This window comes from Flavobacterium sp. SORGH_AS_0622, assembly GCF_030818825.1.
GTDB lineage: Bacteria > Bacteroidota > Bacteroidia > Flavobacteriales > Flavobacteriaceae > Flavobacterium.
In genome coordinates this window covers 2,782,593-2,807,606 of the sequence record NZ_JAUTAX010000001.1, presented here as the reverse complement: position 1 = coordinate 2,807,606, position 25,014 = coordinate 2,782,593, and the positions used below count along the sequence as shown (strand labels likewise).

General features: G+C 35.7%; 15 protein-coding genes. All 15 read left to right on the top strand.

Translation table 11 applies throughout. The features are described 5' to 3' along the window. Positions 1–12: 12 nt before the first annotated feature. The 15 genes from QE431_RS12170 to QE431_RS12100 all read left to right on the top strand — a co-directional run bounded on the left by QE431_RS12170 (position 13) and on the right by QE431_RS12100 (position 25,004). Positions 13–1,890, top strand: a complete 1,878-nt coding sequence (locus QE431_RS12170) for a sodium:solute symporter family protein (protein WP_307296187.1) — start codon at positions 13–15, stop codon at positions 1,888–1,890. Positions 1,891–2,221: 331 nt separating this feature from the next. After that, positions 2,222–3,187, top strand: coding sequence for a glycoside hydrolase family 130 protein (locus tag QE431_RS12165; protein WP_248727154.1), 966 nt, complete (start codon positions 2,222–2,224; stop codon positions 3,185–3,187). Positions 3,188–3,194: 7 nt separating this feature from the next. Then, positions 3,195–4,262 carry a carbohydrate-binding family 9-like protein gene (locus tag QE431_RS12160; protein ID WP_307296180.1) on the top strand — a complete coding sequence of 356 codons (1,068 nt, stop codon included), beginning with the start codon at positions 3,195–3,197 and terminating at the stop codon, positions 4,260–4,262. Continuing rightward, positions 4,255–5,355: a putative glycoside hydrolase gene (locus QE431_RS12155; RefSeq protein WP_307296179.1), complete on the top strand. Its 1,101-nt coding sequence runs from the start codon at positions 4,255–4,257 to the stop codon at positions 5,353–5,355. Before QE431_RS12160 ends, QE431_RS12155 begins: the two co-directional genes overlap by 8 nt. A 90-nt stretch (positions 5,356–5,445) precedes the next feature. Continuing rightward, on the top strand, positions 5,446–6,468 hold the full coding sequence (locus QE431_RS12150) for an isoaspartyl peptidase/L-asparaginase family protein (protein WP_307296177.1): 1,023 nt from the start codon (positions 5,446–5,448) through the stop codon (positions 6,466–6,468). Between the two features lie 209 nt (positions 6,469–6,677). Beyond that, a complete protein-coding gene (locus tag QE431_RS12145; protein ID WP_307296176.1) occupies positions 6,678–7,832 on the top strand; it encodes a beta-N-acetylhexosaminidase in 1,155 nt (384 codons plus the stop codon). Next, complete coding sequence (locus QE431_RS12140; RefSeq protein ID WP_373428904.1) at positions 7,804–8,991, top strand: family 20 glycosylhydrolase; 1,188 nt, start codon at positions 7,804–7,806, stop codon at positions 8,989–8,991. Before QE431_RS12145 ends, QE431_RS12140 begins: the two co-directional genes overlap by 29 nt. Before the next feature lie 11 nt (positions 8,992–9,002). Next, positions 9,003–10,853: a beta-galactosidase family protein gene (locus tag QE431_RS12135; RefSeq protein ID WP_307296173.1), complete on the top strand. Its 1,851-nt coding sequence runs from the start codon at positions 9,003–9,005 to the stop codon at positions 10,851–10,853. Positions 10,854–10,906: 53 nt separating this feature from the next. Beyond that, positions 10,907–12,391, top strand: coding sequence for an alpha-L-fucosidase (locus QE431_RS12130; RefSeq protein WP_248727148.1), 1,485 nt, complete (start codon positions 10,907–10,909; stop codon positions 12,389–12,391). 11 nt (positions 12,392–12,402) lie between these two features. Further along, positions 12,403–14,646, top strand: a complete 2,244-nt coding sequence (locus QE431_RS12125) for a GH92 family glycosyl hydrolase (RefSeq protein WP_307296167.1) — start codon at positions 12,403–12,405, stop codon at positions 14,644–14,646. 13 nt (positions 14,647–14,659) lie between these two features. Next, positions 14,660–17,320: a glycoside hydrolase family 3 protein gene (locus tag QE431_RS12120; protein WP_307296166.1), complete on the top strand. Its 2,661-nt coding sequence runs from the start codon at positions 14,660–14,662 to the stop codon at positions 17,318–17,320. A 262-nt stretch (positions 17,321–17,582) separates the two neighbouring features. Then, positions 17,583–20,669: a SusC/RagA family TonB-linked outer membrane protein gene (locus QE431_RS12115; RefSeq protein ID WP_134142124.1), complete on the top strand. Its 3,087-nt coding sequence runs from the start codon at positions 17,583–17,585 to the stop codon at positions 20,667–20,669. 16 nt (positions 20,670–20,685) lie between these two features. After that, complete coding sequence (locus QE431_RS12110; protein WP_307296161.1) at positions 20,686–22,272, top strand: SusD/RagB family nutrient-binding outer membrane lipoprotein; 1,587 nt, start codon at positions 20,686–20,688, stop codon at positions 22,270–22,272. Positions 22,273–22,444: 172 nt separating this feature from the next. Next, on the top strand, positions 22,445–23,779 hold the full coding sequence (locus tag QE431_RS12105; RefSeq protein ID WP_307296158.1) for a sugar MFS transporter: 1,335 nt from the start codon (positions 22,445–22,447) through the stop codon (positions 23,777–23,779). 178 nt (positions 23,780–23,957) lie between these two features. After that, the gene (locus QE431_RS12100) at positions 23,958–25,004 is read left to right on the top strand and encodes an exo-alpha-sialidase (protein WP_307296155.1); all 1,047 of its coding nucleotides are present in this window, start codon (positions 23,958–23,960) and stop codon (positions 25,002–25,004) included. Positions 25,005–25,014: the final 10 nt, after the last annotated feature.

Below are 25,014 nucleotides of genomic sequence, written 5' to 3'. Positions count from 1 at the left end.
AATAAATATTTAATGAACATTATAGACGTATCAATCATTTTAATCTATATCGTAATGTCGGTCGGTATAGGAATCTGGATTTCAAGAAAAGCATCAAAAGGGCTTGACGATTATTTCCTTGGCGGGAAATCTATCAAATGGTATTTTTTAGGATTGAGCAATGGCTCAGGAATGTTTGATGTTTCAGGAACTTCCTGGATGATTGGAGTTTTATTTTTATATGGCGTAAAAAGTTTCATGTTTATGTGGCTTTGGCCGATTTGGAATCAGATTTTCGTCATGATGTTCCTCGCAGTCTGGATTAGAAGATCGAAAGTAATGACGGGCTCTGAATGGATTTTAACTCGTTTTGGAAGCGATAAAGCAGGAAAAGCTTCTCATATTATTGTAGCCATTTTTGCTATTATTTCTACGATTGGTTTCATCGCTTATTTCTTCGTTGGAATTGGAAAATTTGTAACCATTATTCTTCCTTGGGATTTAACAGTTCACATGAACGGTGGTGTTTTCTTAACATCAGAACAAGCTTATGCATTGTTAATCATTTTCTTAACTACGATTTATACCGTAAAAGGCGGAATGTTTTCAGTAGTGGCAACAGAAGTCGTGCAATATATTATTATGATTGTTGCCGGAGTTCTAATCGCAGGTTACGCATTCATTAATTATACTGATATTCAAATCAATTCCGTAATTACTCCAGAATGGAAAAATGTTTTCTTCGGATGGGAATTTGAAACACAATGGGGTGATAAATTTGAAACTTTTAACCGATTAATTAATACAGAAGGTTACAAAATGTTTGGTGCTTTCATCGGAATGACGCTTTTCAAAGGATTCTTTGCAAGTGTCGCAGGTCCAACACCAAGTTACGATTTACAGCGTGTTCTTTCTACTAAATCAGTAAAAGAAGCAGCTTACATGAGTGGTTTTACCAACTTAATTTTATTCATTCCGAGATATTTATTAATCACTGGAATTGTGGTTATTGCTTTAGTAAATCTTGCGCCAGAATTAAATGCAAATGTTAATCTTACAGGAGCAGATTTAGAATTATTAATGCCAAAAGTGGTGAATCTTTATATCCCAGTTGGAATTAAAGGAATTCTTTTAGCAGGTTTATTAGCTGCTTTTATGTCTGGTTTTTCAGCTTTCGTAAACGCAGGTCCTGCATATATTGTAAATGATATTTATAAAAAATACTTCAAACCAGTTGCATCAAATGCACATTATATTAAGGTAAGTCAGATTTCTTCTTTCTTAGTTGTTGGACTTGGAGTTTTCATGGGATTCTTTGCAGATTCTATCAACTCTTTAACGCTGTGGATTACAAGTGCTTTGTACGGAGGTTACGTTGCAGCGAACTTCTTAAAATGGATTTGGTGGCGTTTTAACGGATGGGGTTATTTCTGGGGAATGGTCGGCGGACTTGTTGCAGCTTCTCTTCAGTTTGTTTTGGATCAGAATAAAGGAAATTTAACAGCGGGAACATTCTTGCACGATCTTTCACAAGTACCATCGATTTACTTATTCCCATTAATTTTCGGATTTTCGATATTAGGTTGTCTTTTAGGAACCTATTTAAGCAAGCCAACAGATATGGAAGTGCTGAAATCTTTCTACAGCAATGTTAGACCTTGGGGATTCTGGAATCCAGTTTACAAACAATTAAAAGCGGAAGATCAATCTTTCCAAAAAAATAATGATTTCTATCTAGATATGATGAACTGTGTAATCGGAATTGTGTGGCAGTCAAGCATGATTCTGCTTCCGATTTATTTCATCATCAGAGATTATCCAAAAGCGGCGGTTGCATTAGTTGTCTTTTTAGTTACGACTACAATATTGAAGTTTACTTGGCTGGATCGAGTTAGGAAGATAGAAGAGTAGATAATAGAAGCAAGATAATAGAAGCAAGAAGCAAGATAATAGAAATAAGATAATAGAGGGAAAAGCGAGATTCTAGAGGTAAGAATTTTGAAATATTTTTAAACACATAGAAACATAGATTTTTTTGACTTTGAAAAGAGCGTATAAAGAAACTAGTTTCTAACACATAGCTTTGAACATAACCCGTGGTTTCAACTACAGGAACGTAAGATTGTCCGCAAAGCTATGTTTGTTAAAACAAGTGAAATGCCTTTTGTACGCTCCAAAAAGCTATGATTTTATGTGTTTAAGTAAAGAATAAAAAAAACTAATAAATAAAAAAAACAAAAAAATGAGTACTATTCCTTGGCAAGACAGACCCGAAAACAGTAAAGATGTAATGTGGAGATATTCTGAGAATCCAATTATCGACAGATATTCGATTCCTTCTTCAAACAGTATATTCAATAGTGCAGTTGTACCTTTTGGAGACGGATATGCTGGGGTTTTTAGATGTGATAATAAAGCAGTTCAGATGAATATTTTTGCTGGTTTCAGTAAAGACGGTATCAATTGGGATATTAATCACGAACCAATTGAAATGAAATCTGGAAATACAGAAATGATCGAATCTGCTTATAAATACGATCCTCGTGTGGTTTGGATCGAAGATCGTTACTGGATTACTTGGTGTAATGGTTACAACGGACCAACAATTGGTATTGGTTATACTTTTGATTTTAAAGAATTTTTCCAATGCGAAAATGCTTTTTTACCATTCAACAGAAACGGAGTTTTATTCCCGCAAAAAATCAACGGAAAATATGCCATGTTAAGTCGTCCAAGTGATAATGGACACACTCCTTTTGGAGATATCTGGATTAGCTACAGCCCAGATATGAAATATTGGGGAGAACACAGATTAGTGATGAAACCATCTCCATTTGAAAAAAGTGCTTGGCAGTGTACAAAAGTGGGTGCAGGACCAATTCCGATTTTAACTGACGAAGGTTGGTTAATGATTTACCACGGAGTTATCAATACCTGCAACGGTTTCCGTTATGCAATGGGTTCAGCATTATTAGAAACAGACGCGCCAGATCAAGTAAAATACAGAACACAGCCGTATTTATTAGGACCTGCAGAAACGTATGAAATGGTTGGAGATGTACCAAATGTAGTTTTCCCATGTGCTGCTTTACACGATTTTGAAGAAGATAAATTAGCAGTTTATTACGGTGCTGCAGATACTCATGTAGCGATCGCCTTCGGAAAATTAAGTGAAGTAATTCAGTTTACAAAAGATAATAGTTTATAATATAAAGATGCATAGTAGAGGTAAATTATTGTCCCTTGCCGTTTTTTTTGTTGGTTTGATAGGGTATTCGCAATCTGAAAAAGAGGTTACACCAAAAAGTTATATTGCGTATAAAACGTCAAAAGAAATTGTTATTGACGGCGATGAAGCAGATAAAGCTTGGGAAAAAGCAGCTTGGACAACACCTTTTGTCGACATAGAAGGTGTTGAAACTCCAAAATACAAAACTCAGGTTAAAATGCTCTGGGACGATAATTACTACTATATTCTGGCTAAGATGGAAGAGCCTCATGTTTTGGCAAATCTTAGACAGCGTGATACTATTATTTTCTATAATAATGATTTTGAGGTTTTTATTGATCCAGATAATGATACTCACAATTATTATGAATTAGAAATAAATGCATTAAACACCGCTTGGGATTTATTTATCAATAAACCTTACCGCGAAAAAAATACCGTTTTAAACGATTGGAATATCGATGGTTTAAAATCGGCTGTAAAAGTAGATGGAACTTTAAACAATGCATCAGATATTGATAAAGGCTGGACATTAGAAATTGCCATTCCATGGTCTGTTTATAAAACATCTTATCACGATAATATTGTTCCTAAAGATAAATTCTGGAAAGTCAATTTCTCTCGAGTAAATTGGCAGCATTCTGTTGTTGACGGAAAGTACGAACGAAAAAAAGATTCAGAAGGAAAGTTTCTCCCAGAATACAATTGGGTTTGGTCGCCTATGGGAGTCATCAATATGCATGAGCCCGAAAAATGGGCTTATGTATACTTTTCTTCAAAAGAAAGCGAAGATAAATTCATAATTCCGCAGGAAGAAAAAGTAAAATGGGAATTGTATACTTTATACAGAGCTCAAAAAAGATATTTTGACAAGAATAAAACCTGGGCAAAATCCCTTCAGAATATCAGTAAAAAAAATATTGTTGTTGACGGAAAGACTTTAAAACCAGTTTTAGAAAATCATTCATCAGGATTTAATATCTTGGTAAAGAGTCCTTTTTCAAACAAAACCTTAATAATTAAAGAAGATGGTAAAATTATTACGAATGAATAGCATTCAAAAACTATCAAAAGTTTTAGTTCTTGCGCTATCGCTGAGTTTATTCTCTTGCGGACAAAAAGAAGCCAAAGATCAGGAAAATGGTAAATTCACTTTTGGTGTTTGGACCACTGCTGACGCTAAAAAATCGGATGCAGATTATTCGAAAGAATTCAAAAAATACAAAGACGGCGGAATCGATGAAGTTTTAATTAACACGCAAACAGATCCGAAACTATTAGCAAGATTAGTTCCGCTTGCAGCAAAAGAAGGACTAAAAGTACACGCTTGGATCATGGCAATGAACCGCCCGAATGACTCTGTAGCGTTACAGCATCCAGATTGGTATCAAGTAAGTAAAGAAGGAAAATCTTGCTTCGACAATCGTCCATATGTAGATTATTACCAATGGCTTTGCCCAACTAAAGAAGAATCTAGAAATCACGTTTTGGGCTTGGTTGAAGGTTTGGCAAAAGTAGAAGGAATCGAAAGTGTACATTTAGATTACATTCGCTTCCCAGATATTTTCCTGCCAATCAGTTTATTGCCAAAATACAACTTGGTTCAAGATACAGAATTACCACAATTTGATTTCTGTTATTGCGATGCCTGTGTAAGCAAATTCGAAAAAGAACATCATAAAAATCCAAAAAATAGCCACAATACCTCAATTGATATGGAATGGAAAAATTTCAGATTAAATGCGGTAAAAGCTGTGGTTGACGACGCATACAAAATTGCTCACAAATACAATAAAAAATTGACGGCAGCAGTATTTCCTTATCCAGAAATGGCAGATCACATGGTTCGTCAGCGTTGGGATAAATGGAATATTGACGAAGTGTATCCAATGATTTATCATAGTTTTTATGATGAAGAAATTGACTGGGTAGGTTATGCAACAAAACAAGGCGTAGCAGATCTAGAAGGAAAACCAACGAAAGTGAATACAGGAATCTACATTCCAGGTTTAAAATCGGATGCAGAATTGAAAGAAGCGATTCTAGAAGCGAAGAAAAATGGTGCTACAGGAGTTTCATTTTTTGACGGAAATGCTTTATCAGAGAGTAATTTAAAAACAATTAAGTCAGTAAAAGCGTCGTTATAGTCGATTTTACTGGGATTAAAAATTATTACTGATTAATTTAGCAACATTAAGAAAACTTAGTTTCTTAGAGTTGAACCAAAAATAAACCACATGTCAAATAGAAGAGATTTTATCAAGAAAACAACTTTAGGCACTTTAGCCATAAGTTCTGTTTTGGGCGTAAGCGGATTTGCTGCAAATCACGAAAATGAACCAGAAGCTGAATCAAAAGAAAAAAAACAGACTAAACCAATCATCATCTCGACATGGAATCATGGTCTGCCTGCTAATAAAGAATCTTGGAAAAATTTAAAAGAAGGAAAATCAGCTTTAGATGCCATCGAAGCTGGAATGAAAATACCTGAAGCCGATCCGACTGTCCGCAGCGTAGGTTACGGAGGATATCCAGACCGCGAAGGGAAAGTTACTCTTGATGCCTGTATTATGGATCATAACAGCAACTGCGGTTCTGTTTGCTTTCTGCAAGGAATCAAACATCCCATTTCTGTTGCGAAAAGGGTCTTGCAAAATACGCCTCACGTAATGTTGGCGGGACAAGGCGCTTTGCAATTCGCGTTATCTGAAGGTTTTAAAGAAGAAAATTTATTGACTCCAGAATCGGAGAAAGACTGGAAAAAATGGCTGGAAGATTCGAAATACAAACCAGTTATTAATATAGAAAATCACGATACCATCAGTATGCTAATGTTAGACCAAGAAGGCAATCTTTCTGGCGGATGTACCACGAGCGGTGCAGCTTGGAAAATGCACGGACGCGTCGGTGACTCCCCAATAATCGGCGCGGGTCTTTTCTTGGATAACGAAGTAGGAGCGGCCGCAGCAACTGGTTTAGGCGAAGCCGTAATTAGAACTGCAGGAAGTGCAATGGTTGTAGAACTAATGCGTCAGGGAAAATCGCCTTACGATGCTTGTAAAGAAATTACAGAACGTATTTACAACAAACATAAAAACCACAAAGACATGGAATACCTGCAAGTTGGTTTTATTGCTTTGAATAAAAACGGAGAATATTCTGGTTATAGTCTAAGATCTGGATTTAATTTTGCCGTTTCTGATGATGTAAAAGGTCACAGAATGGAAGATGCGAAATTTAAAATGTCTTGGGATAAATAATTGTCAAGTTTAGAACTTTATTAAAGTTTCAAACAACAGTTTGTCATTCCGAGGAACGAGGAATCACACTCGGGATTCGACAAAGATTGGCGACATTCTGTGAGGAGTTTCTATTGCGATTTCTCCTTTCAGTCGAAATGACAAACTAAATCTAAAAACTACATCTTTAAATGTTTGAACAAACAATTAGAGAAACCAAAAAACAAAGAATGAAAAAATTATTATTCCTATTAACCCTAACCGCTTCAATTTTCTCGGCTCATGCGCAGAAAGTTTACACAGAAAGTGATATTAACATTATTCCGAAACCGAGTCAGACTTTTATTAAAACTGGTGTTTTTGAATTTACAAAAGATACCAAGTTTGTAGTAAATGGCGATTTCCAAAGAGATGCTGCAAATGCTTTAGCTTCTAAATTTGAAGTAGCTGCAGGATGGAAACCAGAGACGACAACTAAAGCTCCGGTAAGCAATTTTGTGCAGTTTAAAGTAGATCCTAATTTAAAAAATGAAGCTTACGTTTTAGATGTAAATCCGACGAGTATTGTTATTTCTGCAAAAGGAAATGTTGGTTTTCTATATGGATTAGAAAGTGTTAGGCAATTACTTCCTGAAGCGATTGAAAGCAAATATGCAATCACTTCTGCGAAATGGCAGATTCCAAGCTTAACGATTAACGATGAACCACGTTTTAAATGGAGAGGTTTAATGTTAGATTTATCACGTCATTTCTTTGATAAAAATTACATTTTAGCGACAATCGATCGTTTGGCAATGCATAAAATGAACGTTTTACATTTGCATTTGGTTGACGATCAAGGTTGGAGAATTGAAATTAAAAAATATCCAAAACTAACTGAAGTTGGGGCTTGGAGAGTTGATCAAGAAAACACTAGCTGGAATGCGAGATTAACGACAAATCCTGACGAAAAAGGAACCTACGGTGGCTTCTTTACGCAAGATGAATTAAGAGAAATCGTAAAATATGCTTCGACAAAAGGAATTGAAATTATTCCTGAAATCGAAATGCCGGCGCACGTAAGCAGTGCGATTGCAGCTTATCCGGAATTGGCTTGTTTTAATCAGAGAATTGGTGTTCCGTCAGGCGGAGTTTGGCCTTTGACTGATATCTATTGTGCAGGAAAAGAAACTACGTTTGAATTTTTGCAAAATGTAATTGATGAAGTAATTACTATTTTCCCATCAAAATATATTCATATTGGTGGCGATGAGGCGACGCAAAACCAATTGGGCAAAATGTCCGCACTGCCAAAAAAGAATCAAAGACGAGAAACTAAAAGATGTCAACGAGTTGCAAAGCTACTTTGTAAAACGTATGGAAAAATACATCAACTCAAAAGGTAAAAGAGTTATCGGCTGGGATGAAATTTTAGAAGGCGGTTTGGCTCCAGATGCAACGGTAATGAGCTGGAGAGGAATGAAAGGCGGAATCGAAGCTGCAGATCAAGGTCATGACGTAATTATGACACCAGAATCTCCTTGTTATTTCAACTTTTACCAAGGTCCGCAAAACGAAGAACCTTTAGCTTTTGATGCTTATAATCCATTAAGTGAAGTGTACAAATTTGATCCTGTAGTTTCAACAATGACACCTCAGGAAGCGGGACACGTTTTAGGAGGACAAGCGAATTTGTGGGCAGAACATTTAGCGTTGCCAAAAGATTCTGAATACATGATTTTCCCAAGATTGGCAGCATTATCAGAAACTTTATGGAGTTCGAAAGAGAAACGCAATTGGAATGATTTCACAACAAGATTGTTTTCATTATTAAAACGTTACGATTATTTAGGAATCAATTATGCGAAAAGCGCTTATTTGGTAACGGCTTCTTCTACAGCTGATTTAGCTAATAAACAGATTAAGGTAGAATTGAAAAACGAGTTTCCTAATCCAGACATTCGTTATGTTTTAGGAAACCAGACCATTGATCACCATGCTATAAAATATACAAGCCCAATTGCAATAAAAGAAACAACGGTTTTAAAAGCTTCTTTATTCCAAGATGACAAGCCAGTTGGAAAAACATATACAGATACGATTGTTTTCCATAAAGCATTTTCGAAAAAAGTGAAATACTTGACCCCTTACAATTCGAATTATAAAGGTGATGCCAATACCATGGTAAACACGATCAGGGGAAGTAAAAATTTCCATGACGGACAATGGCAGGCTTGGTTAGTCAACGATATGGAATTGGTTATCGACTTAGAAAAAGTAGAAAGTATCGAGCAAGTAAAAGTTGGAGCTTTAGAAAGTCAAGGAGCAGGAGTTAATTTCCCAATTCAAGTTAAAGTGTTGATTTCTACAGATGGAATTAAATACACGCAGGTTGGCAAAATTATTCGCCCTTATACAGTAAATGCTGTTCCAGAATTGAAAGATTTCAAAATCAATTTCCAAAAACAAAATGCACGTTTTGTAAAAGTTATTGCAGGCAACTTAAAGAAAAGTCCAAAAGGAGAAAGCTCTTGGTTGTTTGTCGATGAAATTTTAATTGATTAATTATTAAAAAAATGAAGAAGGTACTATTTAAGCTCGGGATATTATTGATTTGCTTGATGCCGTTTTTTACTAAGGCACAAACCAAAGGATTTTCTATATCTAAGGGAGAATTTCAGCAAGACGGGAAGATAATTAAAATACATTCGGGAGAAATGCATTATGCACGTATTCCTAAAGAGTATTGGAGACATAGGCTGCAAATGCTTAAAGCTATGGGAATGAATACCGTGGCTACTTATGTATTTTGGAATTATCACGAAGTAGCACCAGGTGTATGGGATTTTAAAACAGGAAATAGAGATTTAGCAGAATTTTTAAGTATAGCTAAAAGTGAAGGATTATATGTCATTCTTAGACCAGGTCCGTATGCATGTGGCGAATGGGAATTTGGAGGATACCCTTGGTGGCTGCAAAATAATCCAGATTTAGTAATTCGTACCAATAACAAAGCATTTTTAGACGCTTGTAAAACGTATCTAGAACATTTGTATGGAGAGGTAAAAGGACTTTTTGCTAATCAAGGCGGACCTATTATTATGGTTCAGGCTGAAAATGAATTTGGTTCTTATGTTTCTCAAAGAACCGATATTAGTGCTGAGGATCATAAAGCCTACAAAACTGCAATTTACAATATACTTAAACAAACAGGATTTCCAGAGCCTTTTTTTACTTCTGACGGTGCCTGGTTGTTTGAAGGTGGTATGGTAGAAGGCGCGTTACCGACTGCAAATGGGGAATCCAATATAGAAAATTTAAAAAAACAGGTTGATAAATACCATAACGGACAAGGGCCTTACATGGTCGCAGAGTTTTATTCTGGCTGGTTGGATCATTGGGCAGAACCATTTATTAAAATTGGATCTGAGGAGATTGCAAGTCAAACTAAAAAGTACCTTGATGCAGGTGTTTCTTTTAATTATTATATGGTACACGGCGGTACTAATTTTGGATTTACCTCCGGGGCAAATTATAATGAAGAAATGGATATTCAGCCAGATATTACAAGCTATGATTATGATGCTCCTATTAGCGAAGCAGGTTGGGCAACACCAAAATTTATGGCTATACGTGAAGTAATGCAAAAGTATTCTAAAACAAAATTAGCCTCAATTCCAGCCAAAATACCAGTTGCAAAATATCCTAATCAGGCTATCAAATCAAGCATGGATGTTTTAAGTTGGATAAAAAAAGAAAAACCAGTTGTAAATGACCAGCCTTTAACATTTGAAAAATTAGGTCAAGGACATGGATATGTTTTGTATCGAAAAAGATTTACGCAGCCTATTTCTGGTAAATTAAAAATTGAAGGATTGAGAGACTTTGCTACAGTTTATGTAAACGGGGTTAAAGCAGGTGAGTTGAATAGAGTTTTCAAAAACTACGAGTTGACAGTTACGATTCCTTTTAACGGTATTTTAGAAATTCTAGTTGAAAATATGGGGCGCATTAACTACGGTGCCGAAATCGTACATAATACTAAAGGAATTATTACTCCAGTATATTTAAATGAATTTGAAATTAGCGGCGGATGGGAAATGTATAAAATGCCAATGAATGAAGTTCCAGCTGTTAAAAATGAAACGATAAAACCTGGACGTCCCGTCTTATATGAATCTACTGTAAGCATAGATAAACCTGCTGATACTTTTCTGGATATGACAGGTTGGGGAAAAGGAATTGTATTTGTTAACGGACACAATCTTGGACGTTACTGGAAAGTTGGACCGCAGCAAACGCTTTATGTACCAGGTTGTTGGTTGAAAGCAGGCGAGAATAAGGTTGTTGTATTGGAGCAGCTTAATGAAAATAGCAAAACAGAATTGACTTTTACAGATCAGCCTATACTTGAAAAATTAAATTAAGATTACCTATTAAACTAAAAACAAAGAATAATAAATTATAAATTAGATTAAAGATGAAAAGAGGAATATTCATTATCGCCCTTTTATTTTCAGCTCAGATATTCGCGCAGGCGATATATGAAGATGAAAGATACGTACCAGAAACAGATCCGGCAGTATTAAAAAACTTAGATGAATGGCAAGGCAAAAAATTTGGTCTGCTAATGCACTGGGGAACTTACAGCCAATGGGGTATTGTAGAATCTTGGTCTATTTGTCCTGAAGATTACGGATGGTGTGAACGTAAAAAAGGAAGTAATCCATCTAATTATAATGATTATATAAAAGATTACGAAGGGTTAAGAAAAACATTTAATCCTGTAAAATTTGATCCAGAAAAATGGGCAAAAGCAGCGAAATATGCTGGAATGAAATACATGGTTTTTACAACAAAACACCATGACGGATTTAATATGTATGACACTAAATATTCTGATTACAAGATAACTAGTAAAGATGTTCCTTTCCATACAAATCCAAAAGCAGATGTTTTAAAAGAGATTTTCAACTCTTTTAGAGGGGAAGGTATTTCAACTGGAGCTTATTTCTCAAAGCCAGATTGGCATAATGAAAACTACTGGGATCCTTATTTTCCACCATTTGACAGAAACGTAAACTACGATCCGTCTTTGTATCCAGAAAAATGGCAGAAATATGTTGACTTTACACACAACCAGATTTTAGAAATTTTGACTAATTATGGTAAAGTGGATATTCTTTGGTTAGACGGAGGATGGGTTCGTAAAAGAGATCAAGTAAACATCAAAGAAAACTATGACGAGAAATTTACTGAAAACGAATCTAAAAACGGTTTCATCAAACACAGAGTTGTAGATCAAGATCCAAAAATGGACGAATTGGTTGCAAAAGCACGTGCAAAACAACCAGGTTTAATTGTGGTGGATAGAGCAGTTCACGGTAAAAACCAAAACTATTTAACTCCAGAAGGACGTGTTCCTGCTAAGACTTTGCCTTATCCTTGGGAATCTTGTATTCCAGCAGGCGGTGGATGGTCTTATTCTCCAGGCGCTACTTACATGACTGGAAGACAAGGTATTCACATGTTAGTTGACATTGTGGCAAAAGGCGGAAACTTATTATTAAATATTGCGCCAAGTCCAGAAGGAGAATGGGATAAAGGGGCTTACGATTTATTGCAGGCTTACGGTGATTGGATGAAAGTAAACAGCACAGCGATTTACAACACAAAACCAATCGAACCTTACAAAGAAGAAAACATTTGTTTTACACAAAATAAAGCGGGTAATGTATTTGCATTTTATTTAGCTAAAGACGGGGAAGATAAAATTCCTGCTGAAGTTACTGTAAAATCTATCAGTCCTAAAAAAGGAACAAAAATTACCATGTTAGGTTCTAAAACTTCTTTAAAATGGACAAAAGAAGGAAACGGATTTAAAGTAATTATTCCAGAAAGTTTAAGAAACAATCTTCCTGCAAAAGAAGCTTGGACTTTAAAAATTGAAGCGATCAACAGATAAGAACAAAGCCTATGGTTTTAAATACTAAAAATAAATTTAAGACAGCATGTATTTTATACATGCTGTTTTTTAGCATAACAATTTTTGCGCAACAGCCTGCTGATTTTGTAAATCCGTTTATTGGGACTTCCAATTATGGGGCGGCTTATCCAGGACCAATTGCACCACGCGGAATGGCAAGTATTAGTCCGTTTAATGTGGCGGGAGTGAAAGGTACACCGATGGAAAAGGACAGTCAATGGCTTTCGAATCCGTATGTGAATGAGAATACCTTTTTGACAGGATTTAGTCAAGTGAATTTAAGCGGTGTTGGCTGTCCAGAATTGGGCGTTATTTTATTGATGCCAACGACTGGAGCAGTAGAAATCGATCATTTAAAATACGGTTCTACTTATTCTAATGAAGTAGCTAAGGCAGGCTATTATAGCGTAAACATCGATAAGTATAAAGTAAAAGGAGAGTTTACAGCTTCAAAACGAGTGGGAGTAAGCAGATTTACTTTCCCGAAAGGGCAATCTAATATTTTATTAAATCTTGGATTGGGATTAACAAACGAAGAAGGTGCAATGGTAAAAGTAGTTTCTTCTACAGAAATTGAAGGAATGCGATCTGTTGGATCCTTTTGTTATAACAGTCCAGAAGATGCATATCCAGTTTACTTTGTAGCTCAATTTTCGAAACCTGCGGCTAAATTTGGTGTTTGGAAAAAAACTTCAAAATACAACGGTGTTGAAGCACAATGGATGGGTTACAACGGAAAAGCTAGAATAATGGAGAATACAATCAAAACTGTTGTAGGTGATAGTATTGGAAGTTATTTTACTTATAAATTCGAAAAAGAAGAAACAGTTGAAGTGAAGATCGGAATTTCGTACGTAAGTATCGAAAATGCCCGTGAAAATTTAGCAAAAGAAGTAGGTAACAGATCTTTTGATGCAATTTACAAAGAAACCTACAACGAATGGAATGAAGAATTGTCTAAAATTTTAGTTGAAGGTGGTTCAAAAGATGACAATACGATTTTCTACACAGCTTTATATCACACTTTAATTCATCCCAATATTTTAAATGATATTAACGGACAATATCCCGTAATCAAAAGAAGTAAAATTGCTAAAACCGATGACACCCGTTATACCGTATTTTCTTTATGGGATACGTACCGAAATGTACATCCATTGATGTCTTTGGTTTATCCAAAACAGCAATCTGATATGGTAAAAAGCATGTTGACTATGTTTGATGAAAACGGCTGGTTACCCAAATGGGAATTGAATTCGACTGAAACTTTTACCATGGTTGGAGACCCTGCAAGTATTGTAATTACAGATACTTATATGAGAGGAGTTCGTGATTATGATGTTAATAAAGCCTATTATGCGATGTTGAAAGGCGCAGATAATATTGAAAATAATCCGCTTCGTCCAGGATTGAAAGATTACATCAAAAAAGGCTATTTAACAACCGACAATAAAGGTCCAGTTTCGACCACTCAGGAATACAATATTTCAGATTATGCTATTTCGCTTATGGCCAACGAATTTGGAGACAAAGACAATGTAAAACGTTTTAAAGAACGTTCATTATCCTACAGAAAATTATTTGATAAAAACTTAAATCTGCTTCGTCCAAGAACGGCTGACGGAAAATGGTACGAGCCATTTGATCCTGCTTCTGGAGCTAATTTTGAAGAAAATGTTGGCTTTATCGAAGGAAACGCCTGGCAGTATGCATTTATGGTTCCGCACGATATTAACGGATTAAAGAAATTAATGGGTGGTGATCAAGCTTTTTCGGCGCAATTGCAGAAAATCTTTGATATAAAACAATTTGATATGGCAAACGAACCAGACATTGCCAATCCTTATTTATTCAATTATGTGAAAGGTGAGGAGTATAAAGCTCAGGAAATGGTAAAGAAATTGGTTCGCGAATATTTCAAAAATGAGCCAAAAGGATTACCTGGAAATGACGATACAGGAACAATGTCGGCCTGGTTAGTTTATTCGATGATGGGAATTTATCCAATATCGCCAGGAGATCCAATTTACACCATTACTGCGCCAATGTTTCATAGAGTGACTATTAAATTAGATCCAAGATATTATAAAAAAGAGAGTATTGTAATTGAAAGACAAATCAATAATGACGGGAAAATCAATTCGATTGAGCTAAACGGAAAAACACTTAACAGCTTTTTTATTTCGCACGACGATTTTGTGAATGGAACAAAGCTAAAAGTGATTCAAAACTAAACACAACACAACTATGTTACAATTAAGAATGAAGAAAACGGCCATTATTTTTGTAATGGCTGTTGGTTTTTTTAACCAAACCCATGCCCAGAAAAAGTTTCCATATCAGGATGCAAAAACACCTGTTGAAGACAGAGTAAAAGACTTGTTAAGCCGTATGACACTTGAAGAAAAAGTACGTCAGATGGATATGTATAGAGGAGATTTTTTTAAAGATAAAGAAGATTTTGCCAAAGCTAAATCGGCAGAAAAAATTGGAAAATTAGGAATTGGAGCTATTCATGATCTTTATCCGCGTTCAGCGAAAATGATCAACGATTTGCAAACCAATGTAATCAAAGGAAACCGTTGGGGAATTCCGGCGCTTATTATGTGTGAAATGCTTCACGGTTATTTAGACGAAGGAAGTACGGCTTTCCCAATGAACATCGGACTTGGGGCAACTTGGGATGTTGCCGTAATGGATAAAGTTGGTAAAGTAATTGGTATGGAAGCCAGAGCACATGGAGTTCATTTTGGTTTTGGTCCAAACTTAGATTTAGGACGCGAACCAAGATGGGGAAGAGTTGCTGAAACTTTCGGAGAAGATGCATTTTTAAATAGTGAAATTGGTTTAGCATTCATTAAAGGATTACAGGGAGATGATTTAAAATCGGATCGATCTATTATTGCAGAGCCTAAACACTTTGCCGTTCATGGTATTCCGCAGGCGGGAGGAAATTCTTCGCCTATTTTGGTTGGAGAACGTTCTGCAAGAGAAGACCATTTACCATCTTTTCAAAAAGCATTTACAAAAGGCGGTGCTTTGGGAACAATGTGTGCGTATTCTGAATTGGACGGAATTCCTTGTGCAGCAAACCATTGGTTATTGACGGATGTTTTGAGAAACGAATGGGGTTTTAAAGGTCTTGTAGTTTCAGATTTAGGAGCAATAAAATACATTCAGACGACTCACAAAGTTGCTGATTCTCCAAAAGATGCTATTAGAGAAGCAGTTTCTGCTGGTGTTGATATGCAGTTTTATGATTTTTCAAACGAGTTCTGGCAAAATACTGTTATTGAATTGGTAAATGAAAAGAAATTGACAATGGAAAATATCGACCGTGCGGCGGGAGCAGTTTTACGTTTGAAATTTTTATTAGGATTATTTGAAAATCCGTACACAGATAAAAATCTGATTAAAGAGCGTTTTCATACTAAAGAAAACCAAGCTGTTGCTTTAGAAGCTGCTCAAAAATCAATGATTTTGCTGAAAAATGACAATAATATTTTACCGTTGAGTAAAAGTATTAAAAACATTGCCGTTATAGGACCAAATGCAAACGCTTCAAGAATGGGAGGTTATGCTCCTAAAAATAGTGTTGGAACAACAGTTTTTGAAGGTATACAGCAAATTGTTGGAAAAACTGCCAATGTAGTTTACGAAGAAGGAGTTCCATTAATTGTAAAAGGACAAATTATTCCATCTAAATATTTATTTACGCCAGACGAATCTCAAAACGGATTAAAAGGAGAATATTTCAATAACAGAAATCTAGAAGGAGCTCCAGCATTGACTCGTATCGACGGTCAATTAGAGTTCGACTGGCCTTGGGCGCCTGGAGACGGTGTAAATGTGGATGATTTTTCTATTAGATGGACAGGATTCTTAAAATCAGATCAGGCACTTGACGGATGGTTAGGTTTAAGTTCTGATGACGGAATCAGGATGTATATCGATGACCAATTGGTAATTGACAACTGGACTAAAGGTGCGACAAGCATGGTTACAGTTCCAAAAAATATAGAAAAAGGTAAAAAATACAAAGTCCGCATTGAAATGTGGGAAGGAGGCTGGGGTGCCAGAGCTCATTTCCGTTGGAATTTAGAAAAAGTAAACTTACAGCCTGCAATCGAAGCTGCTAAAAAAGCAGATGTTGCCATTGTGGTTTTAGGAGAATCTAACGAATTGGTAGAAGAAAACAGAGACGTTGCGTCTTTAGACTTATTTGGAATACAACAGCAATTGATCGAAGAGATTCAAAAAACGGGAACTCCAGTAGTTTGTGTATTATTAAATGGTCGCCCGCTTTCTACAAATTGGATTGCAGAAAATATTCCGGCGGTAATTGAAGGATGGTTCCCAGGAGAATTTGGAGGAAGAGCTGTTGCAGATGTTTTATTTGGAGATTACAATCCAGCAGGAAGATTACCAATAACAGTTCCAAAATCGGTTGGGCAGTTACCTATATATTATAACCAAAAACCATCTGCGATACATAAATATGTAGCAGAAAGCGAACATCCTTTATATTCATTCGGTTTCGGATTGAGTTATACGAAGTTTGAATATTCAAATTTAAAAATCAGTGCAAACGAAATCAAACCTAATGGAGAAGTGAAAGTTTCTGTTGATGTTAAAAATATTGGAAATCTTGATGGAGATGAAGTTGTACAATTATATATTAATGATGTTTACAGCTCTGTTACCACTCCAGAAAAAACGCTAAAAGGATTCAAAAGATTGAATATTAAAAAAGGAGAAATAAAAAATGTTGAATTTACACTTACACCAGATGAGTTATCTATCTGGAACAGAGAAATGAAGAGCGTTGTAGAGCCTGGAGATTTCGAAGTTATGGTTGGCGGAAATTCGACAGATTTACTAAAAACTAAATTTAAGGTTTCGAACTAAAATCGCTTAAACGCAGAATAATTTTAAACGTTTTTTAGATAAAAAAAAGAATACAATTGAAAAAGGCCAAAATCTATTAGATTAATAGATTTTGGCCTTTAAAATAAGGAAGAGTTAGATTACAAATGAAAACGTTTTCTTTCAATAAAACGCGAAACTTTCACCAACACCTTTTCAAAATTGTCATTTGTCGAAATTATGTATTGTTAACAAAACGTATTCTTAAATTTAACATGTTATTAACTCTAAAAAAACAACTAATATGATTAAAAACGTACTAAAATTACTGTTGGTCATATGCCTTTTCGGATTCCAAAGCCTTGAAGCGCAGACTACAGTAAAAGGAACGATAACAGATGCTCTTACTGGAATTCCGATTCCTGGAGCAAATATTATTGTTAAAGGAACAAAAACAAGTGCTTCATCAGATTTTGATGGTAAATACAGCATTAGTGTTCCAAATCAATCAGCAGTTTTAGTTTTTACTTATGTAGGATCTGCTACAAAAGAAGTTGCTGTAGGATCTCAAACTACTATTAATGTAGCTTTAGGTGCAGACACCCAGCAGTTGGGAGAAGTAGTGGTTACGGCTCTTGGTATTAAAAGAGAGAAAAAAGCCATTACGTATTCTGCACAAAACGTTTCAGTAGATGAACTTTCTGAAGCTAGATCATTAAACGTTGCCAACTCTCTTTCTGGTAAAGTTGCAGGTCTTAACTTCTCGACTACTTCAAATGGTGTTGGTTCTTCTTCCAGAATTACTTTAAGAGGTAACAGATCTCTTAATGGAAACAACCAGCCTCTTTATGTAGTAGATGGTGTGCCAATTAGTAACGGAACAACAACAACAAATCCTGATATTGATACAGGAGGAACTACACAGCCAGATGGTATTTCTAACATTAACCCAGAAGATATTGCTTCGATGACTGTTCTTAAAGGACCTTCTGCAGCAGCACTTTATGGTTCTAGAGCATCAAATGGTGTAATCGTTATTACAACAAAATCTGGTAAAGCAGGAAAAACTTCAGTTTCGTTATCATCTAACTTTATGGCTTCTTCAGCTTATAACTTGATGAATTTACAAAACGAGTACGGTCAAGGTACAAATGGAGTGTATGTTCCAAACTCATCTTCAAGCTGGGGAGGAAAATTAGACGGAAGCCAAGTTTCAAACTGGCAGTTAGTTCGTAACCCAAATTATGCTGGACCAGCTACACAAAGCTATTCTCCACAGCCTAATAACGTTATTGATTTTTACAAAACAGGTTACAACTTAGCAAATACATTAACTGTAACTGCTGGTAACGAAAAAGCGCAAGGTTATTTCTCTTATACCAACACACGTGCTGAAGGTATCGTTGGAGGAAACCAAATGGATAGACACAATCTTAACTTAAGATTGACGAGCAAAATCTCTGATAAATTATCATTAGATGTAAAAACAAACTACATCGTTCAAGATATTGATAACTTATTGAGAACTGGTGAAGAGTCTATTGGTACATCTGCATATTTATTACCTCGTAGTATCGCATACAACGATTACAAAAATTTCGAATATTTTGATGCTGCAGGACAAAGACAAGTAAACTATTTCCTTGACGAAACTGGAGCTCCAGGAGGAAACCCATTTTGGTCTGCTTTAAGAGATGATGCTCGTACAGATAAAAGAAATAGATTTATTGGTTTAGCGTCTCTTAAATATGAGTTTACAAAAACGTTAAGCTTACAAGGTAGAGCTGGTTTAGATCAAATGACTAACAAAAACGTAAGAAACAGATATGCAACAAATGCATTTAACAGCAACATGGGTTCATACAGCGAGTCTTATGAAACAGTGAGCGAATTAAACGTTGATGCTTTACTTTCTTACAATGAGAAATTTGGTGATTTTTCTATCGGACTTAATGCTGGTGCAAACTCATTGCAACAAAATAGTTCAGCTTTAAATTCTGGTGGTGTTTTAAGTAAAAGAAACTTCTTCGCATTATCTAATGTGCAGACAGTTCAATCTACATCTACTGCTTCAGAAAAAAGAATCAATTCAGTTTACGGATTTGGTCAAATTGGTTATAGAAACTATTTATTCTTAGACGTAACAGCTAGAAATGACTGGTCTTCTACATTACCAACAGATTATTTCTACCCATCTTTTGGTCTTTCTGCAGTTCTTTCTGATATGTTTACATTGCCAGAAGTAATCAGCTTTGCAAAAATTAGAGGTTCTTATGCACAAGTTGGTAACGATACAGATCCATACCAAACACAACAAAGATTCTCATATATTGGAGGAAATGGTGGTATGTTGTACGGACAAAGCACAAAAGCTAATCCAAACTTAAAACCTGAGATTTCTTCTTCTACAGAGTTTGGTGCAGATGTTAGATTCTTTAATAACCGTTTAGGTTTAGATTTTACATATTTCAATACATTAACAGACAATCAGATTTTCTATATTAACACTCCTGAATCTTCTGGATATTCTAGAGCAATCGTAAATGGTGGAGATATTGAAAATAAAGGTATTGAGCTTACGCTTACGGCAACTCCAATTCAAACTGCAAACTTTACTTGGGATATTACAGCAAACTATGCTTCTTATAAATCAAAAGTTAAGTCTATCTTTGAAGGAAGAGATGAGTTAGTTCTAGGTGAAGGACGTTTAGTTAGAAGTAAAGTTGTTCAAGGTGGTGAATACGGAGATTTATATATTAAAGGTTTCCAAAGAGATCCAAACGGAAATATTATTGTAAACAGTGCTGGTATTCCATTGGCAACAAATGGTTTCGATGTTCGTGCTGGAAACTTTAACCCAGACTGGACAGCAGGTTTCAAAAATAATTTCAAATACAAAGATTTCTCTTTAAGCTTCCTTGTTGATTTTAGAATTGGTGGAGAAGTTATTTCATACACTCAAGCAAGACAAGCTGGTTTAGGGGTAAGTGATGTTACACTTGCTGGAAGAGAAGGCGGAATAATTGTAGATGGTGTTGTTGCGGCAGGAAATGGTACATACACTCCAAATACTACAAGTATTACAGCAGAACAATACTGGACAGCTATTGGGCAAAGAACTCCAATTGCAGAACCATTTATTTATGATGCTACAAACATCAGATTAAGAGAACTTGTTTTTGGTTATTCTTTACCAAAACGTTTATTAGGCAGTTCAGGATTTTCAAGTATTGACTTCTCTTTAGTGGGTAGAAACTTATTCTTCTTCTTAAACAAAGCAGAACACTTTGATCCAGAAGCTGGAGCAGGTACAGGTAACTTACAAGGGATAGAATCTTTCAACATTCCTTCAACTAGAGATTATGGAGTTAATGTTAAATTCGGATTTTAATTAAAAAAGAGATATCATGAAATATAGTTTTAAAATAAAAACACTAGGAGTCGCTGTAGCGATGCTATCTACTTTTTCTAGTTGTACAAAGGACTTCGACGAAATAAATACGGATCCAAATTCGCTTACAGAAAGTCAGTTAGATCCAACTCTTGCTGGTCCTGCATTTGCATCTGCATTATACGCAGGTATCCACAACGGATCTTATTCTTCTCCAGGTGTAGATGATCAAGGTACTTGGGGTATTGCAACAGGTATTTTATCTTCAACTTTTATTCACTACTTAAATTGTGGATACGGAACGGAAAGAAATGCTTTCGTTAACGGATATGAAGGAAGAGGATGGACAAGATTTTATACAGTTGCTGCGCCAGCTTTGACAAATGCTTTCAAAGCATCTGAAGGAAATGCTGAAGCTTTAGCAGTTCTTAAAATTTGGAAAGTTTTCATGTACAACCAAATGGTTGATGCTTACGGACCAATTCCTTACACTGAAGCAGGTAATGGTAAAGAAAAAGTTCCTTATGACAGCGTAGAATTCATCTATGAAGATTTCTTTAAATTGTTAGATGAAGCAAACGCAGTATTGAGTTCTTCTTCTACTGCATCTGTAGCCTCTCTTGCCCCAAATGATAGAGTTTATTCAGGAAGTGTTGACAAATGGAGAATTTTTGGAAACAGTATGAGATTGCGTTTAGCTTTAAGAATTTCGGATAAAGATCCAGGAAAAGCAAAAACTCAAGCTGAAGCTGCTGTAGCTGCAGGAGTTATGCAGACAAATGATCAAAGTGCATTCTTTAAAGCAAGTAACATTACTCCAAACAATTTAAACATGATTGTAAATAGCTGGGGTTATGTAATGACAGCTTCTATGGAAAGTATCTTAGTAGGATACAACGATCCACGTTTATCAAAATGGTTTGCCCCAATCGATACTGGAGTTTATAGAGGTAACCCTGTTGGAGGTTTAGAAGATCAATTTGGAACTACTAAATTCTCTGCTTTCAATAATGACGTAATGGGTAATGGTGCCACTAACAACCTTAGTGAAACTAAAAATATCGAAATCTTCATGGCTTCTGAAAACTATTTAAGCAGAGCAGAAGGTGCATTGAATGGATGGAACATGGGCGGAGATGCTAAAACTTTGTATGAAACAGGTATTAGATTATCTCTAGCACAATGGGGAATTACAAATGCTGCTGAAGTAGATGCATATATCAATGGTTCATCATTGCCAACTTTACCAAATATCTTAACAGTTTATCCTGCTTTAGACTTAAGAGATATCCCTGTTAAATTGCCAGTAGCTTGGTCTACATCTACTGCTGATCAACGTACACAGATTGCAGTTCAAAAATACTTAGCAATTTTCCCAGAATCTTGGGAAGCTTGGGCAGATTTACGTAGAAGCGATGCTAAAGTTATTTATCCTGTATTAAACACAGATAACCCAGACCCAGGAGTTGGAAAATCTCTAATGAAGAGAATCATTTATACTACAAATGAGTATTCTTCTAACAAAGAAGCAGTTGATGATGGTATCGCAAAATTAGGCGGTGCAGATTCAGGTGGAACTAGACTTTGGTGGGACACAAAATAATTAATTTGGTGAGTAATGATCGACACAATCCTTACTTAAAATTCAAAAGGAGAGGTAACTCTCCTTTTGTTTTATCCATATGTCAGTAATTTTTGGCATACAAAATTTCTTTTAACTACTGATGATTTTCTCCAATTCAACAAATCATCAAACCACAAAAACGTAAATAAAAATGGTTGATACAAATACCACTAACTCCTCACAAACCAAACCAACCACATTAGTTCCAATTTTAATAATAGCAAGTCTGTTTTTTATTTTTGGATTTGTTACTTGGATCAACGGCGCTTTGATCCCGTTTATGAAAACAATTAACGAATTAACTTCAGCGCAGTCTTTATTAGTTGCCTCGGCATCTTATATTTCGTTTGTTGTAATGGCACTTCCTGCCTCTTATATTTTAGCTAAAATCGGCTATAAAAAAGGAATGTCTTTGGGATTATTCATTATGGGTTTCGGAGCCTTAATTTTTATTCCTGCAGCCGAAGCGAGAACGTATTGGATGTTCCTTACAGGAATTTTTATTCAGGGAGCTGGAATGACTTTATTGCAAACAGCATCTAATCCGTATATCACTATTTTAGGACCAATTGAAAGCGCAGCAAAAAGAATTTCTATTATGGGAATTTGTAATAAAATCGCTGGAGCTTTAGGGTCGCTTATTTTCGGATCTATTTTATTGTCAGGAATTGATGAAATTCAGGAAAAACTGGCTGTAGTAAGCGTTTCTGAAAAGAATATATTACTAAATAATATGGCAGACAGTGTTGTAGTTCCTTACATTTCAATGGCAGTGGTTTTGTTTATTTTAGGATTGCTGATTCGTAAAGCACCGTTGCCAAATGTTGAAGCCGCGCCAATCGAAGAAACAAAAGAGGGAGAAACAGCAAAAACAAGTATTTTTCAGTTTCCGCATCTTTGGCTTGGAGTACTGACTTTGTTTATGTACGTTGGAGTAGAAGTTATTGCTGGTGATACGATTATAGCTTACGGAATCGCGTTAGGATTTCCTGCAGCCGATGCCAAATTCTTTACAACATTTACCTTATTAGCGATGGTAGCTACTTATGCTTTGGGAGCATTTTTGATTCCGAAATATATTACGCAGGCTTTGGCTCTAAAAGTGAGTGCGGTTTTAGGAATTTTATTGTCATTCTGCATTGTGTTTTCTAGCGGATTTACTTCTGTTTTATTCGTTGCTGGATTAGGAATCGCAAATGCATTAGTGTGGCCTGCAGTCTGGCCTCTTACACTTAACGGTTTAGGAAAATTTACGAAAACAGGAGCTGCATTATTAGTAATGGCAATTTCTGGAGGAGCAGTTATTCCGCCTCTATATGGGAAATTTGTAGACGGAACAAAAGCTGATCTTATTGCACAGGGAATTAGCGAAGTAAATGCAACAGCAGCAGCCTCAACAAAAGGATATTGGATTTTACTTCCTTGCTATATTATTATCCTGTACTATGCGATTTCAGGACATAAAGTGGGGTTGAAGAAGAGTTAGATTTTTTTATCTGTAAGATGTGAGATGTGAGATGTAAGATGTGGGATGTAAAATGAAAGATGTGAGATGTAGGATTTAAAGCTATATCAAAGAGACATTTTTCATATTGAAAAGTAAATTCAAAATCTTGCTTCTTGCTTCTTTCATCTAAAAAAAAGCAAAAACAAAAAAAAAGAAAATGATTTTAAAAAAGAGATATACTACAGCTGCATTATTGATGGTAATTGTTTTTTCCAATTCAGTAAAAGCGCAAATTAAAGCTGTGAATATTGAAAGCAGTTATATTGCAGATCCGCCTGTTACAGCCAACAGTCACGCATCGACATTGGTTGAATATAAACCAAATGAGATTATGGCAGCTTGGTTTGGCGGTAAATACGAAGGTGCAAAAGATGTCGGAATTTATATTTCTGATTATAAAGATAAAAAATGGTCAACGCCAAAAGAACTTATTCAGCCATTAATCAAAAACGGAGATACGCTTCCCTGTTGGAATCCGGTATTGTTTAAAAGCAAAAGTCAGAATTTGTATTTGTTTTACAAAGTCGGAAAAAATCCCAGAGAATGGTTTGGCGCTATGATAGTTTCAAAAGATAATGGAACGACTTGGGGACAGCCAAAATATCTTCCAGCAGGATTTTACGGACCAATTCGAAACAAACCAATCGAAACTACGCCGGGCGTAATTCTCTGTGGCAGCAGTACAGAAAGCGTTGATAAAGACGAATGGAGAATTCATGTAGAAACGTACACAGAAGCTGACGATTCTTGGAAAAAAATTGAAGTTGAAAACAATAAACAATTAAATGTCATTCAGCCTACATTTTTAGTGCATAGTGAAAGTGATATTGAGATGTTGTCCCGCAGCAAGCACAATAGAGTAGTTGCAAGCTGGTCTGGAGATAACGGAAAAAGCTGGATAAGAACCAATACAATTAATGTGGTCAATTCAAATTCGGGAATAGATGCTTTAACTGTAAATAATAATCTTTTTTTATTAGTGAATAATCCGCTCCCGCAGGGAAAAGACTGGTTTAACGGACGCAATATTTTAGACGTTGAATATTCGACAGATGGTTTGAACTGGAGAAAGTTATTTGATTTGGAAAATCAGGAAAAAGGAGAGTTCAGCTACCCAGCAATAATTCAAACCAGCGACAAGAAAGTACACGTACTGTATACTTATGATCGAAAATACATTAAACATACCTCTTTTGATTTATAATCTTTTAATG

What these genes read in the sequence shown, in the direction of transcription:
- QE431_RS12150 (WP_307296177.1), top strand. Translation starts at nt 5,446, where the DNA reads ATGTCAAATAGAAGAGATTTTATCAAGAAAACAACTTTAGGCACTTTA.
- QE431_RS12165 (WP_248727154.1), top strand. Translation starts at nt 2,222, where the DNA reads ATGAGTACTATTCCTTGGCAAGACAGACCCGAAAACAGTAAAGATGTA.
- QE431_RS12110 (WP_307296161.1), top strand. Translation starts at nt 20,686, where the DNA reads ATGAAATATAGTTTTAAAATAAAAACACTAGGAGTCGCTGTAGCGATG.
- QE431_RS12100 (WP_307296155.1), top strand. Translation starts at nt 23,958, where the DNA reads ATGATTTTAAAAAAGAGATATACTACAGCTGCATTATTGATGGTAATT.
- QE431_RS12140 (WP_373428904.1), top strand. Translation starts at nt 7,804, where the DNA reads ATGGAAAAATACATCAACTCAAAAGGTAAAAGAGTTATCGGCTGGGAT.
- QE431_RS12135 (WP_307296173.1), top strand. Translation starts at nt 9,003, where the DNA reads ATGAAGAAGGTACTATTTAAGCTCGGGATATTATTGATTTGCTTGATG.
- QE431_RS12130 (WP_248727148.1), top strand. Translation starts at nt 10,907, where the DNA reads ATGAAAAGAGGAATATTCATTATCGCCCTTTTATTTTCAGCTCAGATA.
- QE431_RS12125 (WP_307296167.1), top strand. Translation starts at nt 12,403, where the DNA reads ATGGTTTTAAATACTAAAAATAAATTTAAGACAGCATGTATTTTATAC.
- QE431_RS12160 (WP_307296180.1), top strand. Translation starts at nt 3,195, where the DNA reads ATGCATAGTAGAGGTAAATTATTGTCCCTTGCCGTTTTTTTTGTTGGT.
- QE431_RS12155 (WP_307296179.1), top strand. Translation starts at nt 4,255, where the DNA reads ATGAATAGCATTCAAAAACTATCAAAAGTTTTAGTTCTTGCGCTATCG.
- QE431_RS12145 (WP_307296176.1), top strand. Translation starts at nt 6,678, where the DNA reads ATGAAAAAATTATTATTCCTATTAACCCTAACCGCTTCAATTTTCTCG.
- QE431_RS12115 (WP_134142124.1), top strand. Translation starts at nt 17,583, where the DNA reads ATGATTAAAAACGTACTAAAATTACTGTTGGTCATATGCCTTTTCGGA.
- QE431_RS12105 (WP_307296158.1), top strand. Translation starts at nt 22,445, where the DNA reads ATGGTTGATACAAATACCACTAACTCCTCACAAACCAAACCAACCACA.
- QE431_RS12170 (WP_307296187.1), top strand. Translation starts at nt 13, where the DNA reads ATGAACATTATAGACGTATCAATCATTTTAATCTATATCGTAATGTCG.
- QE431_RS12120 (WP_307296166.1), top strand. Translation starts at nt 14,660, where the DNA reads ATGTTACAATTAAGAATGAAGAAAACGGCCATTATTTTTGTAATGGCT.